Annotated in this window: 18 protein-coding genes; 10 read left to right on the forward strand and 8 right to left on the reverse strand. The window is 58.1% G+C overall.

What is annotated here, in order from left to right; translation table 11 throughout:
- Positions 1-29: 29 nt before the first annotated feature.
- From tsaB to B9Z35_RS11035, 3 genes are read left to right on the forward strand one after another with little or no spacing between them, the layout of a single operon-like run.
- A complete protein-coding gene (gene tsaB, locus B9Z35_RS11025; protein WP_108283747.1) occupies positions 30-809 on the forward strand; it encodes a tRNA (adenosine(37)-N6)-threonylcarbamoyltransferase complex dimerization subunit type 1 TsaB in 780 nt (259 codons plus the stop codon).
- Positions 806-1270, forward strand: a complete 465-nt coding sequence (gene rimI, locus B9Z35_RS11030; protein ID WP_108283748.1) for a ribosomal protein S18-alanine N-acetyltransferase — start codon at positions 806-808, stop codon at positions 1268-1270. Before tsaB ends, rimI begins: the two co-directional genes overlap by 4 nt.
- 10 nt (positions 1271-1280) lie before the next feature.
- Positions 1281-2231, forward strand: a complete 951-nt coding sequence (locus B9Z35_RS11035) for a uracil-DNA glycosylase family protein (RefSeq protein WP_233246555.1) — start codon at positions 1281-1283, stop codon at positions 2229-2231.
- On the opposite strand, the gene B9Z35_RS11040 is transcribed toward B9Z35_RS11035, so the two are convergent.
- Positions 2215-3105 carry a DMT family transporter gene (locus B9Z35_RS11040; RefSeq protein ID WP_108283835.1) on the reverse strand — a complete coding sequence of 297 codons (891 nt, stop codon included), beginning with the start codon at positions 3103-3105 and terminating at the stop codon, positions 2215-2217. The genes B9Z35_RS11035 and B9Z35_RS11040 overlap by 17 nt on opposite strands.
- A 41-nt stretch (positions 3106-3146) precedes the next feature.
- On the opposite strand from B9Z35_RS11040, the gene pyrF reads away from it, so the two are divergent.
- Entirely contained in the window at positions 3147-3989 is an 843-nt protein-coding gene (gene pyrF / locus B9Z35_RS11045; protein ID WP_199219814.1) for an orotidine-5'-phosphate decarboxylase, read from the forward strand.
- 3 nt (positions 3990-3992) lie between these two features.
- Here pyrF and B9Z35_RS11050 read toward each other — a convergent pair whose 3' ends face one another.
- From B9Z35_RS11050 to B9Z35_RS11060, 3 genes are all read right to left on the reverse strand, one after another.
- Complete coding sequence (locus B9Z35_RS11050; RefSeq protein WP_108283749.1) at positions 3993-4613, reverse strand: CYTH domain-containing protein; 621 nt, start codon at positions 4611-4613, stop codon at positions 3993-3995.
- 18 nt (positions 4614-4631) lie between these two features.
- Positions 4632-5192 (reverse strand): cytochrome b, encoded by a 561-nt coding sequence (locus B9Z35_RS11055; RefSeq protein WP_108283750.1) that lies wholly within the window; start codon positions 5190-5192, stop codon positions 4632-4634.
- Positions 5193-5261: 69 nt separating this feature from the next.
- Complete coding sequence (locus tag B9Z35_RS11060; RefSeq protein WP_108283837.1) at positions 5262-5654, reverse strand: glutaredoxin; 393 nt, start codon at positions 5652-5654, stop codon at positions 5262-5264.
- A 77-nt stretch (positions 5655-5731) separates the two neighbouring features.
- On the opposite strand from B9Z35_RS11060, the gene B9Z35_RS11065 reads away from it, so the two are divergent.
- On the forward strand, positions 5732-6202 hold the full coding sequence (locus B9Z35_RS11065; protein ID WP_108283751.1) for a peptidylprolyl isomerase: 471 nt from the start codon (positions 5732-5734) through the stop codon (positions 6200-6202).
- Between the two features lie 2 nt (positions 6203-6204).
- Here the strand turns inward: B9Z35_RS11065 and uvrA are convergent, their stop codons facing one another.
- Positions 6205-9180 (reverse strand): excinuclease ABC subunit UvrA, encoded by a 2976-nt coding sequence (uvrA, locus tag B9Z35_RS11070; protein ID WP_233246566.1) that lies wholly within the window; start codon positions 9178-9180, stop codon positions 6205-6207.
- Between the two features lie 234 nt (positions 9181-9414).
- Here uvrA and B9Z35_RS11075 point away from each other — a divergent pair, with 234 nt between their 5' ends.
- From B9Z35_RS11075 to ssb, 4 genes are all read left to right on the forward strand, one after another.
- Positions 9415-9693: a BrnT family toxin gene (locus B9Z35_RS11075; protein ID WP_108283753.1), complete on the forward strand. Its 279-nt coding sequence runs from the start codon at positions 9415-9417 to the stop codon at positions 9691-9693.
- Complete coding sequence (locus B9Z35_RS11080; protein WP_233246556.1) at positions 9677-9967, forward strand: BrnA antitoxin family protein; 291 nt, start codon at positions 9677-9679, stop codon at positions 9965-9967. Before B9Z35_RS11075 ends, B9Z35_RS11080 begins: the two co-directional genes overlap by 17 nt.
- A gap of 110 nt (positions 9968-10077) precedes the next feature.
- Positions 10078-11265: an MFS transporter gene (locus tag B9Z35_RS11085; protein WP_108283838.1), complete on the forward strand. Its 1188-nt coding sequence runs from the start codon at positions 10078-10080 to the stop codon at positions 11263-11265.
- A 27-nt stretch (positions 11266-11292) separates the two neighbouring features.
- Complete coding sequence (gene ssb / locus B9Z35_RS11090; RefSeq protein WP_104800452.1) at positions 11293-11790, forward strand: single-stranded DNA-binding protein; 498 nt, start codon at positions 11293-11295, stop codon at positions 11788-11790.
- Between the two features lie 84 nt (positions 11791-11874).
- Here the strand turns inward: ssb and B9Z35_RS11095 are convergent, their stop codons facing one another.
- Positions 11875-12081: a hypothetical protein gene (locus B9Z35_RS11095; RefSeq protein ID WP_108283755.1), complete on the reverse strand. Its 207-nt coding sequence runs from the start codon at positions 12079-12081 to the stop codon at positions 11875-11877.
- Positions 12082-12278: 197 nt separating this feature from the next.
- Here B9Z35_RS11095 and B9Z35_RS11100 point away from each other — a divergent pair, with 197 nt between their 5' ends.
- Complete coding sequence (locus B9Z35_RS11100; protein ID WP_108283756.1) at positions 12279-12530, forward strand: hypothetical protein; 252 nt, start codon at positions 12279-12281, stop codon at positions 12528-12530.
- 30 nt (positions 12531-12560) lie between these two features.
- Here B9Z35_RS11100 and mnmA read toward each other — a convergent pair whose 3' ends face one another.
- Both mnmA and B9Z35_RS11110 read right to left on the reverse strand, forming a co-directional pair.
- Complete coding sequence (gene mnmA, locus B9Z35_RS11105; RefSeq protein ID WP_108283757.1) at positions 12561-13688, reverse strand: tRNA 2-thiouridine(34) synthase MnmA; 1128 nt, start codon at positions 13686-13688, stop codon at positions 12561-12563.
- Between the two features lie 7 nt (positions 13689-13695).
- Positions 13696-14196, reverse strand: a complete 501-nt coding sequence (locus B9Z35_RS11110; protein ID WP_108283839.1) for an NUDIX hydrolase — start codon at positions 14194-14196, stop codon at positions 13696-13698.
- Positions 14197-14313: the final 117 nt, after the last annotated feature.

Below are 14313 nucleotides of genomic sequence, written 5' to 3' on the forward strand. Positions count from 1 at the left end.
CAAATTATCACGGCTGGGATAATCAGCAGATGCACACCAACCAGTGGCTGGCTTTAGAGACCAGCACCGACACTCTTTCTCTTGCGGTCGCACGCGGCACGCAGACATGGACGCACACCAGCGCAGGCGGTGCGCTCACGTCCACGCACATGATTCCGCAATCCTTGGCGCTCTTGAAAGAGGCCGGTTTGGCATTGACCGATTTGCAGGCCGTGGTGTTTGGCCGTGGACCGGGCGCGTTCACGGGCTTGCGTACGGCGTGCTCGGTGGCGCAGGGTTTGGCTTTTGGTGCTGACTTGCCCGTGTTGCCGATTGACACCTTGTTGGCCGTGACTGAAGAGGCGCGTGCGGCGAATGCTTTAACAGGTGCAGCACCCGTGACGCGCGTGCTGGCCGTGATGGATGCGCGCATGGAGCAGGTGTATGTGGCGGCGTATGAGTTCACGCCAAACGCTACCGATGCGTCAAGCGAAGCAAATCCGTTGCAAGGCATGTGGTGCTGTGTGCAGCAGCCCGAGCTGCACAGACCCGAATCTATGCATTGGCCCGCCGATTGGTCGCAAGACAGTTTCATCGCAGCAGGTAATGCATGGCCCGTGTACGCAGGCCGTTGGCCCGTTGCGCTGACTGCACCTCAGCTGATGGCTTTGCCCACCGCCGCCGCGCTGCTGCGCCTGGCCCCCGCCGCGTGGGCCGCAGGCCAAGCGGTGCCGCCCGAAGAAGCGCTGCCGCTTTACATCCGCGACAAAGTGGCGCAAACCACCGACGAGCGTATGCAGATCAAAGCGCAGCACGCGGCTGGCCTATGAACGCCGTTTTGAAACCCGAAGTACGCCTAGAGCCGCTGACTGAAGCGCTGCTCGACGATGTGCTGCGCATCGAAAACAGCGCCTACGCCCACCCGTGGACACGAGGCAATTTTGCAGACTCACTCAAGTCGGGCTATCAGCTGCTGGCGCTGATGGGCGGCGATACCTTGATTGGCTACTTTGTGGCCATGGAGGGCGTGGAGGAAGTGCATTTGCTCAACATCACCGTTGCGCCACAGTTTCAGGGCCAAGGCTATGGTGTGCTGATGCTCGATGCCTTGTCGGTGTGGGCGCGCAGCCGCCAAGCCCAATGGCTGTGGCTAGAGGTGCGCGTGGGCAACACCCGCGCCATGCAGGTGTACGAGCGTTATGGCTACCGTCGTGTGGGCGAACGCAAAAACTATTACCCCGCCGACCACGGCCAACGCGAGCACGCGGTGGTGATGTCGCTCAAGCTGTAAGCTATTACCCATGACCGACACCTTGCACCTCGACAAACGCCAACGCGCCATGCTGGCCGAAATGGGCGTGCGCGTGTGGTCACCCATGTCTGAAGCCGCCGTCATGGGCGCACCTGCTGTGGAAACTTTGGTGGTGGATACATCCGCCTCTGTGCCCAGCGACGTGGCGATGCAAGCCCATGCAGAAGAAGCGCACAGCTTTGCCGCTGCCAGCGAGCTGGCCACCCAAGCCATTGCCAACGCAGCAGGCTATGACACAGCAGCGCGACAAATGCCTGTGCCGGTGTCCAAGGCCCAACCGGAAGCTGCCCCCATCATCATTCAACGCCCCGAAGGCATTGACCAAATGGATTGGTCAGCCTTGCACAGCACCGTGTCAGGTTGCCAAGCTTGCACGCTATGCGGCTCGCGCCAAAACACCGTGTTTGGCGTGGGCGCACTCGCCAAAGACGGCCAAGCACCGCAGGTGGATTGGCTCATCGTGGGCGAAACGCCGGGCGAAGAAGAAGACCGCCAAGGCGAACCGTTCGTGGGCCAGGCTGGCAAACTGCTCGACAACATGCTGGGTGCGATGAAGCTCTCACGCACCGGCGAGCGCACAGCAGAGGGCGGCGGCGTGTACATCGCCAACGTGCTCAAGTGCCGCCCACCTGGTAACCGCAACCCCAAGCCCGAAGAAGTGGCGCAGTGTCTGCCCTACCTAGAACGCCAAGTCGCGTTGCTCAAACCCAAAATGATTTTGGCCATGGGCCGCTTTGCGGTGCAGGCCTTGTTGCGCGACAGCGTGCCCGAGTTAGAAGGCACGCCTTACGGCAAGCTGCGTGGGCGCGTGTATCAGTACCAAGGCGTGCCGGTGGTGGTGACCTATCACCCCAACTACGTACTGCGTAACTTGCCGGAGAAGGCCAAGGTTTGGGCCGACCTTTGTTTGGCCATGGCGCACCTCAAGGGTTCTGAGTAGACCTCGCTGGCCACAGCACCGACGCAATGGCCACCACCATCAGCACCACGGCTGTCCAGTCTTGCCAGTGCAGCACTTCATCCAGTAGCCACGCTCCTGTGAACACGCCCAGCACGGGAATGAACATCACGCTCAAAGTAGATGCCACAGGCGGCAGGCCGCGTGCTAGTGTCAGCCACGCGGCCTGCGCAAACGCAAACACGCCCAGCGCGTTGTAAAGAATCGCCCACTGCGTGCTCTCGGCGGGCATTTGCCAGCGGTCTTGCTCAAACACACAGGCCAGCACCGTCAGCAATATCGTGGTCATGCTCGTCATCCAAAATGCGATAGCGAGCGTGGGCACTTCAATGTGAGTGTGGCGCAAGCGTTGCGTGCCATAGGCCCACACAGCAGCGGCAATCAATACCATCAGCACCCAAAACGGCTGGCCGGAGAGATTGTTCAATTCATTCCAAAGCAGCAGCAACACACCTACGCCTGCCGCGGCTACTCCCAACCATTGGCGCGCCCGCAACGGCGCATTGAACCAAATCACACCCCAAATAGCCGAGAAAACGGGCATGGTGTAGCCCAAGATCGCCGCACGCCCACTGGGCAACTTGGGCAAAGCCAAGATGACCAACACGTGCCAAACGAACAGGTTGAAAAATGCCAGTTTCAACAGTTCCCACCAGTGTGCGCGTGGAATGCGCAGCGGCACTTTCATCAGCACCAGTGCCAAGCCCAGCACCGGCAAGCCAATCAACATCGACAAGCTGCGAAACGTGAGCGGCGGAAAACCTGTGACGCCAAGCTTCATGATGGGCCAGTTGATGCCCCACACCAAGGTGAGTGTGATGAGCGTCCAAAGTTGGCGACGGGTGAGGCTGGGCAGGGCTGACATGGGGTGCATGGTAAGCCTTCTAAAATCACGCCATGACCTTCCTTGACATGCTCAGCGCTGCAGAGCGCCAAAACAACTCCATGCTCTGCGTGGGCCTTGACCCAGAACCGACCAAGTTCCCAGACCGCATCAAGGGCGACTCGAACAAGATTTACGACTTCTGCGCAGCCATCGTCGATGCCACCGCTGATCTGGTGAATAGCTTCAAACCCCAAATTGCCTACTTTGCTGCGCACCGCGCCGAAGGGCAGTTGGAGCGTTTGATGGAGCACATGCGCCGCGTCGCGCCCCATGTGCCGATCATCTTGGACGCCAAGCGCGGCGACATTGGCAGCACCGCTGAGCAATACGCCATCGAAGCGTTTGAGCGTTACGGTGCAGACGCCGTGACCCTCTCTCCCTTCATGGGTTGGGATTCGGTGGCTCCGTATTTGAAGTACCACGGCAAAGGCGCGTTCTTGCTGTGCCGCACCTCCAACCCCGGCGGTGATGATTTGCAAAATCAACGCCTCGCGTCTGTCGAAGGCCAGCCCTTGATGTACGAACACATCGCCAAATTGGCCCAAGGCCCTTGGAACCTCAACGGTCAATTGGGCTTGGTGGTGGGCGCGACTTATCCCAAAGAGATCGAGCGTGTGCGTGAACTTGCACCCACTGTGCCTTTGCTGATCCCAGGTGTGGGTGCACAAGGTGGTGATGCGGTAGCCACGGTGAAAGCAGGCTTGCGTGTGAGCGGCGACACCACCACCGGCCCCATCATCGTCAACTCATCGCGTGCGATTTTGTATGCGTCCAAGGGTGACGACTTTGCAGAAGCTGCACGTCGTGTGGCCTTGCAAACGCGCGAGACTTTGCAGGCGGCGAAAGCTGCTTAACTTTTAGCTTTGTGCGGATTGCGCGAACAGCGCCAATCCGCGCTGTGCTTTGCTCGCGTCGGATGGCGTGAGCGCAATTGCACCGCTAGGCGTTTGGCGCAGCGCATCTGCCAATGCATGCAGGGCCGTCTCTGGCCCACTGAGCAGCTCAAGCTCCAACTCCAAAATGTCTTCGCTCAACGCTGTGCCCGGCACGGTGATGTGGCCTTGGTCCAGCGCCACTTCTATGCTGGCGCTGTCGTGCGTCAACACCCAGCTGTGGCGTTCAAAGTCAGTGCGAAATAAGGGCTTGAGTTCGGCACGCAAAGCCATTAACGATGCGGCCAAGTTAGCGTCATCTACCAAGGCTGCAAAGTCCAACGCGCCTGGCGTGGTGGGGGCTTCCCACTCTTGGCGACGCGACAGGCCGTTCTCGCTTTTACCTGCGGTCTTCACGGTCAGCAGCCATTGCTCGCCAGCCAAACGTTCGCGCACGGCCATGCGGCGTTGCTTCAAATCCATAGTGGACGTGTCAAAGTAAGTGTTGAGCAGGCGCTGCACTTTGGCAGGTGCGCCCAGCAGCGGATGCATCAACAGCACGGGTACATCTTGCTGGCGCATGCAGAGCTTGAGCTCAGTTTCCATCTTGCGTATTGAGTTCGCTCAGCTGCGCGGGGGCAACATGGACAGCAGCACGCCGTCCTTGAGAATGCGGTGGTGATAGATGGCTGCCACCGAGTGCAAGCCAGACAACCACATGATGGCATTGCCCAACAGCTCATGGACCTCGCCCCAATCCGTCATATCGGCGATCGCAGATTGCGCGATGAAGGGCATGTCGTTGACGCGAATGCCGCCCAGCAATGTCAGTGGATGGCCTTCGCTGCCCAATGTCAGCATGGCCGAAACAGGCACAGCCAGCAGCATCAACCACAACAAGCCCTGCGTGGCTTTGGATGCGATGTGCATCCATGCGGGCATGTCAAAACTGGGCTTGGCTGGACGTACGGCTACCCAGACTAGGCGTAGCAACGTCAGTGCCATCACCAATATGCCCAGCGACTCATGCAACACGATGTCGATGCGTGTCGCTGGGTCTAAACCGTTGCGCATTTCGCGGCCAAAGTGCTCTGGCCCAAGAATGAAGGCGGCAATGACCGCGATGGCGGTGAGCCAATGCAATGCACGGCTCAGGGTGTCGTAGTGGGTGTGTGATGAATTCATCGTTTTTGCTTAAAAATGCGATTGTGCAAGGAAAGAATGACGATTTGATGAGACGCATATTTGATTGTCTTAAGCGGCTGTAAAGCGTGTGCGGAGGTAGTCCACGATAACCTTCGAGTCTTGCAGCCAACGCGTCTCGCCGTTGGCTTCTGTGATTTTCAAACAAGGCACTTTGGTAGCGCCACTGCCTTGGTGCAGTTCGTCGCGGTTGGCAACGTGGTGTTGCGCATCGCGTTTCTCAATCGGCAGCGACAAGCGGCGCATTTCTTGGCGCACCTTGATGCAAAACGGGCAGGTGTTGAATTGGTACAGCGCCAAGCTTTGACATTGCAGATCAACCGCGGCTTGAGCCGCAGCGTCGCGTTGTACGCCCTCGGGGTTCGTGAGGCGCTCTTTGAGCAGCATGACAGGGCCCAGCACAAGGCGCAGGGTTTGGAAAAAGGCACGTATGACAGGTTTCATGGGGGTGAATGGTAAGGCTTGATGACGCGCCACATCAGAGGTCGTGGACAATGGCATTTTTCATTCAGAGCCTAGCCATGCAAATCGTTCAAGACACGGCCGTCACCATCAAATACCAAGTCACCTCACCCGCAGGCAAGCCTTTGGACTCGGGGCATTTGTCGTATCTGCACGGCGGCTACGACAACATTTTTCCAAAGGTAGAAGCAGCACTCAATGGTCAAGCCGTTGGCGTTGCAGTCAAGCTGGATTTGAGCGCTGAAGATGCCTTTGGCGAACGTGACGAATCATTGGTGCGCGTCATCCCTAAGGCGGAGTTTCCACCGGGCGTAAAAGTGGGCGGCCAGTTGCAAGGCGCGGGCGACGATGGTCAGCCACGCGTGTTCAACGTGGTGAAGATCAAAGGCCCCGAAGTACACCTAGACGGCAACCACGAGTTGGCGGGTCAAGCGCTGCATTTCAGCTGCACCGTGACGGATGTGCGCGCCGCCACGGCTGAAGAAATTGCCCACCGCCATGTGCACGGCACGCATGGGCATCAGCATTGATATCAGCTGGGTAGCAAGCGTTTCAAGTACTTGCCGGTAAAGCTGGCAGGGTTGGCCGCCAAGTCTTCTGGCGTACCCACACCCACCACCGTGCCACCACCGCTGCCGCCCTCTGGGCCCATGTCAATCAGCCAGTCGGCGGTTTTGATGACGTCGAGGTTGTGTTCGATGATGACGATGGTGTTGCCCGCATCGCGCAGGTGTTGCAGCACTTTCAGAAGCAGCGCAATGTCGGCAAAGTGCAGGCCCGTGGTGGGCTCGTCCAAGATGTAAAGCGTGCGGCCTGTGTCGCGTTTGCTCAGCTCCAAGGCCAGCTTCACGCGTTGCGCTTCACCGCCCGATAGCGTGGTGGCTGCTTGGCCGAGTTGCAGGTACGACAGGCCCACGTCCATCAAGGTTTGCAGCTTGCGGGCGATGTTGGGCACGGCGTTAAAGAACTGCAAAGCGGCTTCCACCGTCAGCTCTAAAACCTGCGCAATGTTTTTGCCCTTGTACATCACCTCTAAGGTTTCGCGGTTGTAGCGCAAGCCGTGGCACACATCGCAGGGCACATACACGTCGGGCAAGAAGTGCATTTCCACTTTCACCATGCCGTCGCCTTGGCAAGCCTCGCAGCGACCGCCGCCTGAGCCCGCGGCCACGTTGAAGCTAAAGCGCCCTGGGCCGTAGCCACGTTCGCGTGCCATCGGCACTTCGGCCATCAACTCGCGAATGGGCGTGAACAGGCCGGTGTAAGTGGCAGGGTTGCTGCGTGGCGTGCGGCCAATGGGTGACTGGTCGACGTTGATGACTTTGTCGAAATAGTCGAGGCCCGTAATCTCATCGTGTGCCGCTGGCTCGTCGTGTGCGCGGTGAATGGTGTGCGCCGCTGCGGTGTACAGCGTGTCGTTGACCAGCGTGGATTTGCCCGAACCCGACACGCCGGTGACGCAGGTGAGCAATCCCACAGGGAAATCGGCGGTGACGTTTTTCAAGTTGTTGCCACGCGCACCACGGATGCGAATCACTTGGTGCTCCGACGCATCTTTGTGCAGCTTGCGTTGGAACTTCAGCTCTTCGGCTTCCACGGGCAAAAAGGCGTTGCGTTTGGCAGGCACGTCGATGCGCAAGGCTTGCGCGAGGTAGCGACCTGTCAATGAGTTGGGGTTGGCCTCAATCTCGGCAGGTGTGCCACGCGCCATCACTTGGCCACCGTGTACGCCCGCGCCGGGGCCCATGTCTACGCAAAAGTCGGCAGCGCGAATCATGTCTTCGTCGTGCTCCACCACCAACACGCTGTTGCCAATGTCACGCAGGTGTTTGAGGGTGTCAATCAGGCGGTCGTTGTCGCGCTGGTGTAGGCCAATGCTGGGCTCGTCGAGCACGTACATCACACCCGTCAGACCCGAGCCAATTTGTGACGCGAGGCGAATGCGTTGCGCTTCGCCGCCCGACAGCGTGTCGGCACTGCGGTCGAGGCTGAGGTAGTTCAGGCCCACGTCGTTCAAAAATTTCAAGCGTGAGGCAATTTCGCGCACCACTTTGTCTGCAATTTCTGCTTTTGCACCTTGCAGTTTGAGTGTGTTGAAGTAGCCAAAGCATTCGCCCAGCGTGGTGTGACTGATGTCGAAAATGCCGCGCATTTGCTCGCCTTCGCCAATACGCACATTACGCGCTTCGCGACGCAAGCGTGTGCCGCCGCAGGAGGTACACGCACGCACGCCACGGTAGCGCGACAGGTCTTCGCGCACCACGGTGGAGTCGGTCTCGCGGTAGCGGCGCTCCATGTTGACCAAGATGCCTTCGAAGGGGTGCTTCTTACTCAGCTTTTTGCCAGAGCCGTTTTCAAGGCTGTAGTTGAATTTGATTTCTTCTTCGCCCGAGCCGTACAACAGCACTTGGCGTGTCTCGGGGCTCAGATCTTCGAACGGTGTGTCGAGGTCAAATTTGTAGTGTTTGGCCAAGCTTTCCAGCATCGTGAAGTAATGCGCGTTGCGGCGGTCCCAGCCTTTGATGGCTCCGCTACCCAGGCTGAGCGATGGAAACGCCACCACGCGTGCAGGGTCGAAATAGTCTTGGTGACCCAAGCCGTCGCACGAGGGGCAAGCGCCCACCGGTGAGTTGAACGAGAACAAACGCGGTTCGAGTTCGCTGATGGAATACGTGCACTGCGGACAAGAAAACTTGGCGTTGAACGCGTGCTCCACACCCGTGTCCATCTCTAGCGCAATGGCGCGGCCTTCGGCCAAACGCAAAGCAGCTTCAAAGCTCTCGGCCAAACGCTGGCGCAATCCGGGCGGTGGTGCGGCCACGGCCACATCGCCAATGCTGGGCGCTGCCACAGGTGCAGGAGCGGTTGGCGCTTCATGACGCACCTTGATGCGGTCCACTACCACGTCGATGTCGTGCTTCTCGGTTTTCTTCAGCTCGGGCAGTTCGTCGTATTCGTACACCTTGCCCTCGATGCGAAAGCGCACATAGCCTTGCGCTTGCAGCTGCGTGAAGATTTCGCTGTACTCGCCCTTGCGGTTACGCGCGATGGGCGCGAGCAGCATGAGCTTGGTGTCTTCGGGCAGCGCCATGACGGCGTCCACCATTTGTGACACGCTTTGCGCTTGCAACGCCAAGTTGTGGTCAGGGCAATAGGGCGTGCCCGCGCGGGCAAACAGCAAGCGCAGGTAGTCGTGAATTTCGGTCACCGTGCCCACGGTGGAGCGCGGGTTGTGGCTGGTGGCTTTTTGCTCAATGCTGATAGCGGGCGACAGGCCCTCAATCAGGTCCACATCGGGCTTGTCCAAGCGGCCCAAAAACTGGCGGGCGTAGGCCGAGAGGCTTTCCACATAACGGCGCTGGCCTTCGGCATACAGCGTGTCAAACGCGAGGCTGGATTTGCCCGAACCCGACAAACCCGTGATGACCACCAACTGGTTACGCGGAATGTCGAGGTCGATGTTTTTCAGGTTGTGCGTGCGCGCCCCGCGAATGCTGATGTTTCGCATGGCAGAAGGATGGTTCAGGGCTTGGCCTAAGTAGGCGCCGTCAGAAGGTGCGTTCACTGGACACTCAAAATAAAAGGGCAACCCGCCATGATAGTGGCGCATTAAGAAAGATGCACACACAGGCGTTGTGTACGTGCAAAGCCCAAAAGATTTGATGGTGAGTTTCTTGGCAGTACCAACCTGCAAACCACACTCCAGAAAAACACACCATAATTTTTGTAGCTACATTAAAATATGCGTATCGAGTTCGATCCGACCAAAGATGCGAGTAACCGGCTTAAGCATGGTGTCTCGCTGGCCATGGCCGCAGAGCTTGACTGGGACGCTGCTTGGGTATGGTTGGATGAGCGGGTTGATTACAACGAAATGCGCATGATTGCGCTTGCTCCAAAAACCGAAATTCTTTATTGCGTGGCGTTTGTGGACCGTGGTGACGTACGAAGAATCATCAGTCTTCGTCGAGCCAACCGACGCGAGGTGAAGCACTATGTCGAAAATGATGAAACGTTCTAAAGTTCAAATGCCAAGTGCGCAGGAAGACCGCGCCATCAACGCTGCCGCCAAGCTCGACCCAGATGCGCAGCCGCTGACCAGCCAACAACTCAAGGGCATGGTGCCCATGAAGGCTTTGCGCGGGCGGCCAAAGTCTGAGAACAAAAAACGCTTGGTGTCGGTGCGATATAGCCCAGAGGTGATTGACTATTTCAAGTCCACGGGAGATGGTTGGCAATCGCTTATGGACACCGTTTTGCGCCAGTATGTGGCGCGTCATTCACGCAGCGCTTGACCTGATCTGATTCGCCGCCATAGTTGGCGGCTGAGTTACAGAATGCGGGACAATGGCGGGCTGTGACGATCAATCTGACCCCCGACCCCACGCTGGACGATAGCCCCACCATGACGCGCACCGAGCTGCGCGCCAGTGGCTCGCTTGCGTCCATCTTTGCCTTGCGCATGTTGGGCTTGTTTTTGGTGTTGCCCGTTTTTGCGCTGGAAGCGCGCAAGTACCCCGGCGGGGACGACCCGGCGCTGATTGGCTTGGCCATGGGCATTTATGGCCTCACGCAAGGCCTGTTGCAAATTCCGTTTGGCATGGCGTCTGACCGTTTGGGCCGCAAGCGGGTGATTATTTTTGGTCTGCTGATATTTGCTTTGGGCAGCTTGGTGGCTGGCAGTGCCGATACCTTGATGGGCGTGCTGGCCGGTCGTGCGCTGCAAGGCGCAGGCGCGGTGTCTGCCGCGGTGACGGCTTTGCTGGCCGATCTGACCCGCGATGTGGTGCGCACCAAAGCCATGGCTTTGGTGGGTGCGAGCATTGGGCTGATGTTTGCGTTGTCGCTGGTGGTGTCGCCCGTGATCGCGGCGCACATCGGTTTGTCTGGCTTGTTTGTCTTGACGGCGGTGCTGGCGCTGCTGGGCACGGCCGTGGTGGTGTGCGGCGTGCCGGCTGAGCCTGAGGCCCACAAAGACGCCGCCCGTGGGGGCCTGCGCCAAGTGTTGTCTAGCCCCGCGTTGCTGCGCCTGAACATTGGCGTGTTTGTTTTGCACGCGGTGCAGCTGGCCATGTGGGTGGCGATTCCCGCCTTTTTGGTGCAAGCCGGTTTGGGCAAGGACGACCATTGGCAAATTTACTTGCCCGCTGTGCTCGGTTCGTTCGTGTTGATGGGCGCGGTGTTTCCGCTCGAGCGTCGTGGCTATTTGCGTGCGGTGTTTTTAAGCGCCATTGCTTTGATTGCCTTGGTGCAAGTGGCGCTGCTGTGGGTGTCGTCTGGCGCGCCCAGCGTGACGTGCTTGGCTTGGTTGTTGTTTGCGTTCTTTTGCGGCTTCAACGTGCTCGAAGCCACACAGCCCAGTTTGGTTTCACGCATTGCGCCCGCCTCGTCGCGGGGTGCGGCCATGGGCGTGTACAACACGCTGCAATCGCTGGGCTTTTTTGCAGGTGGCGTGATGGGCGGTCAGCTTGTCAAAAGCTACGGTACACAAGGCTTGTTTTTAACTTGCGCGGCACTCATGGTGCTGTGGCTGGTGGTAGCTTGGCCCATGGTGGCGCCCAAGCGTCCAGTTCATTCCGCAAAGACCCCATAATCAGCCCATATCTGGAGGAATTTACCCATGGCATCCGTTAACAAAGTCATCCTCGTCGGCAACTGCGGCCGCGACCCTGAAGTGCGCTACCTGCCCAGCGGCCAAGCCGTGGCCAACGTGAGCGTGGCCACATCGAGCCGCCGCAAAGACAAAAACAGCGGCGAGATGATTGAAGACACACAGTGGCATCGCGTCACGTTCTATGACCGCTTGGCCGAAATCGCTGGCGAATACGTCAAAAAAGGCCGTCCCATTTACGTGGAAGGCCGCTTGAAATACGGCGTGTACACCGACAAAACCACAGGCGTGGAGAAAAACACCGTAGACATCATTGCCACTGAATTGCAACTCTTGGGCGGCCGTGAAGGCATGGGCGGTCCCAGCGGTGGTGGCGAAGAAGGCGGCGGTGGCTACAGCCGCCCAGCAGCCGCACCTCGCGCTGCAGCGCCAGCAGCGCAACGCCCTGCGGCCCCTGCGCCTGCCAAGGGTGGGTTTGACGACATGGATGACGACATTCCGTTTTAATTTGTCGCTACAAACTTAGCAAGCAATAAAAAACCGACGGGCGCGAGCCAGTCGGTTTTTTTATGCCTGTGCGATGTCGGTGTGTCAGTATTTCTTGACGTTGCTTAGCGTCTCTTGCGCAATCCAACCAATGCGACCCTCTGCATCCATGCGTTGAATGTCGTCTAGTGCGACGCGCATGATTTCATTTTCTTCTTGTAACTTGTAGACGCGGTTGCGCAAATTGCTCGCGTCTAACCACGAGCCAATGGCGCTGAGCACGCGTGCAACGAAGACGCCCCAATTAGGCATAAGCGAAGAAGAGAAAAAGAGAAGACATGTGAGAAGTCTATTGGCAAATTTGGCGTTTTAGTTAGAGCGGCACAACGAAACGCATGCAAAAACGTTGACCGAAATAATTAAATATTTACGTCAACAGGTGTGTATCAGCCCCCGTTGTTTGATCACTCCGATGTTGGAGTTGTTCAAAACCTCAAAGGAAATTTTGTATGAACAAGTTGATTGCCTCTTTGATCGTTGGTGCTTTCTCTGCTGCCGCGTTCGCAACCACACCGGTTGCACCAGTGGCAACACCTGCAACCGCCGCACCTGCTGTGGCCGCTGCAACTGCTAAGGCAGAAGCTGCACCAGCTGCTAAAGCCGAAGCTAAAAAAGTGATGAAAGAAAAGAAAGTCGCAGCTAAGGCTGACGCCACTAAGAAAGTGGAAGCCGCAGCGCCTGCTGCCGCCGTCATCAAATAAAGCCAACGCGGCATCAAGGCCGCGGGCAACTCAGGCAGGGGTTGCGTTCAGCGCTGCAGCGCTTGCAATAACCCCGCCGCCCATACACACCTCACCGTCATACAACACAGCCGATTGGCCGGGCGTGACGGCCCACTGAGGATCATCAAAGGCGAGCACCAGCTCGCCTTCGTCGTTGTAGCTCAGCTCGCACGGTGCATCGGCTTGGCGGTAGCGGGTTTTGGCGGCGTAGCGGCCGGGCGCGGGTTGATGCGGGGCGCACCAGCTCAGGTCGTCGGCGTGCAGTGCGCCGTAAAGCAACCAAGGATGGTCGTGGCCTTGCACCACGTACAAGGTGTTGGTCGCCATATCTTTGCGGGCCACAAACCAAGGCTGGTGTTCACCGCCGCCACGTTGAGCGCCTTTTTCTTTGAGACCACCAATGCCTAGGCCTTGGCGTTGCCCGAGTGTGTAGAAACTCAAACCCACATGCGTGCCAATTTTTCGACCGCGTTCGTCTTTGATGGGCCCGGGTTCGTTGGCGATGTAGCGGTTTAAGAACTCGCGGAAAGGGCGTTCGCCAATAAAGCAAATGCCAGTGGAGTCTTTTTTCTTGGCGTTGGGCAAGCCTATTTCATCCGCAATGCGGCGCACTTCGGTTTTGTGCAGCTCGCCAACGGGGAACAAGGTTTTGGACAATTGCGCTTGGTTCAAGCGGTGCAAAAAGTAGCTTTGATCTTTGCTCGGGTCCAAACCTTTGAGCAGTTGAAACGCGCCGTCCACTTCGCGCACGCGGCAGTAGTGACCGGTGGCAATTTTTTCTGCACCTAGGCGCATGGCGTGGTCTAAGAACGCTTTGAACTTGATTTCAGCGTTGCACAAAATGTCGGGGTTGGGCGTGCGGCCGCCTTGGTATTCGCGCAAGAACTCAGCAAACACGCGGTCTTTGTATTCGGCGGCAAAGTTGACGTGTTCAATCTCAATGCCAATCACGTCGGCCACGGCGGCAGCGTCGACGAAGTCGATGTTGGACGAACAGTATTCGCTGTCGTCATCGTCTTCCCAGTTTTTCATGAAGATGCCGACGACGTCGTAGCCTTGCTGCTTCAACAGGTAGGCGCTGACGGCGGAGTCCACACCGCCGCTCAAGCCCACCACCACACGTTTGTTATTTGCCATGCGGCAATTATCCCTTTGCGGGGGCCAGCACACTGGGGTCGGTGTAGATCATGTCCAGTGGAAAGCGTTGGCCAGCCAAGTGGTCTTCCATGCAGCGCAGCACCAGCGGGCTGCGCAGGCGATCCACATTGGCGCGAATTTCGTCTGGTGTCATCCACAAGGTACGCACGATGCCTTTGTCCAGCTTGGCTCCTGGTACTTGTTCTCCCAACTCGCCGCAAAACGCGAGGCGAAAGTAGGTCACGTCTTCTGCGGCGCGGCCTTCACGCGCGGGGCGCTGCAAGCGCGAGATATAGATGCCCACAAGCTCCGTGGGCTTAAACGTGTGCGTGGTTTCTTCCAGTGCTTCGCGCGCGCAGCCGTCTTTGGGGGACTCGCCTGGGTCTAGGTGGCCAGCGGGGTTGTTGAGGCGCAAGCCTTCGGGCGTGTGCTCTTCAATCAACATGTAACGACCGTCGCGCTCGATGATGGCGGCGACGGTGACACTGGGCTTCCAACGTTTATTCATTTGGTGATTATCTTTCGGGTTTTTACGCCTCATTAACAGGGGCAAAGTCGTGTAACCTTGCATCACTCTGACAGCGATAGTTACATAAAAAAGGTGCACCGCGTGATGCGTTTCCTG

The sequence above is a fragment of the Limnohabitans sp. Jir61 genome, assembly GCF_003063545.1.
Classification (GTDB): Bacteria; Pseudomonadota; Gammaproteobacteria; order Burkholderiales; family Burkholderiaceae_C; genus Limnohabitans.

Bases quoted from the DNA above. Each gene is read 5' to 3' on its own strand.
- tsaB (WP_108283747.1), top strand. From the start codon at position 30: ATGCACACCAACCAGTGGCTGGCTTTAGAGACCAGCACCGACACTCTT.
- rimI (WP_108283748.1), top strand. From the start codon at position 806: ATGAACGCCGTTTTGAAACCCGAAGTACGCCTAGAGCCGCTGACTGAA.
- B9Z35_RS11035 (WP_233246555.1), top strand. From the start codon at position 1,281: ATGACCGACACCTTGCACCTCGACAAACGCCAACGCGCCATGCTGGCC.
- pyrF (WP_199219814.1), top strand. From the start codon at position 3,147: ATGACCTTCCTTGACATGCTCAGCGCTGCAGAGCGCCAAAACAACTCC.
- B9Z35_RS11050 (WP_108283749.1), bottom strand. From the start codon at position 4,613: ATGGAAACTGAGCTCAAGCTCTGCATGCGCCAGCAAGATGTACCCGTG.
- B9Z35_RS11055 (WP_108283750.1), bottom strand. From the start codon at position 5,192: ATGAATTCATCACACACCCACTACGACACCCTGAGCCGTGCATTGCAT.
- B9Z35_RS11060 (WP_108283837.1), bottom strand. From the start codon at position 5,654: ATGAAACCTGTCATACGTGCCTTTTTCCAAACCCTGCGCCTTGTGCTG.
- B9Z35_RS11065 (WP_108283751.1), top strand. From the start codon at position 5,732: ATGCAAATCGTTCAAGACACGGCCGTCACCATCAAATACCAAGTCACC.
- uvrA (WP_233246566.1), bottom strand. From the start codon at position 9,180: ATGCGAAACATCAGCATTCGCGGGGCGCGCACGCACAACCTGAAAAAC.
- B9Z35_RS11075 (WP_108283753.1), top strand. From the start codon at position 9,415: ATGCGTATCGAGTTCGATCCGACCAAAGATGCGAGTAACCGGCTTAAG.
- B9Z35_RS11080 (WP_233246556.1), top strand. From the start codon at position 9,677: ATGATGAAACGTTCTAAAGTTCAAATGCCAAGTGCGCAGGAAGACCGC.
- B9Z35_RS11085 (WP_108283838.1), top strand. From the start codon at position 10,078: ATGACGCGCACCGAGCTGCGCGCCAGTGGCTCGCTTGCGTCCATCTTT.
- ssb (WP_104800452.1), top strand. From the start codon at position 11,293: ATGGCATCCGTTAACAAAGTCATCCTCGTCGGCAACTGCGGCCGCGAC.
- B9Z35_RS11095 (WP_108283755.1), bottom strand. From the start codon at position 12,081: ATGCCTAATTGGGGCGTCTTCGTTGCACGCGTGCTCAGCGCCATTGGC.
- B9Z35_RS11100 (WP_108283756.1), top strand. From the start codon at position 12,279: ATGAACAAGTTGATTGCCTCTTTGATCGTTGGTGCTTTCTCTGCTGCC.
- mnmA (WP_108283757.1), bottom strand. From the start codon at position 13,688: ATGGCAAATAACAAACGTGTGGTGGTGGGCTTGAGCGGCGGTGTGGAC.
- B9Z35_RS11110 (WP_108283839.1), bottom strand. From the start codon at position 14,196: ATGAATAAACGTTGGAAGCCCAGTGTCACCGTCGCCGCCATCATCGAG.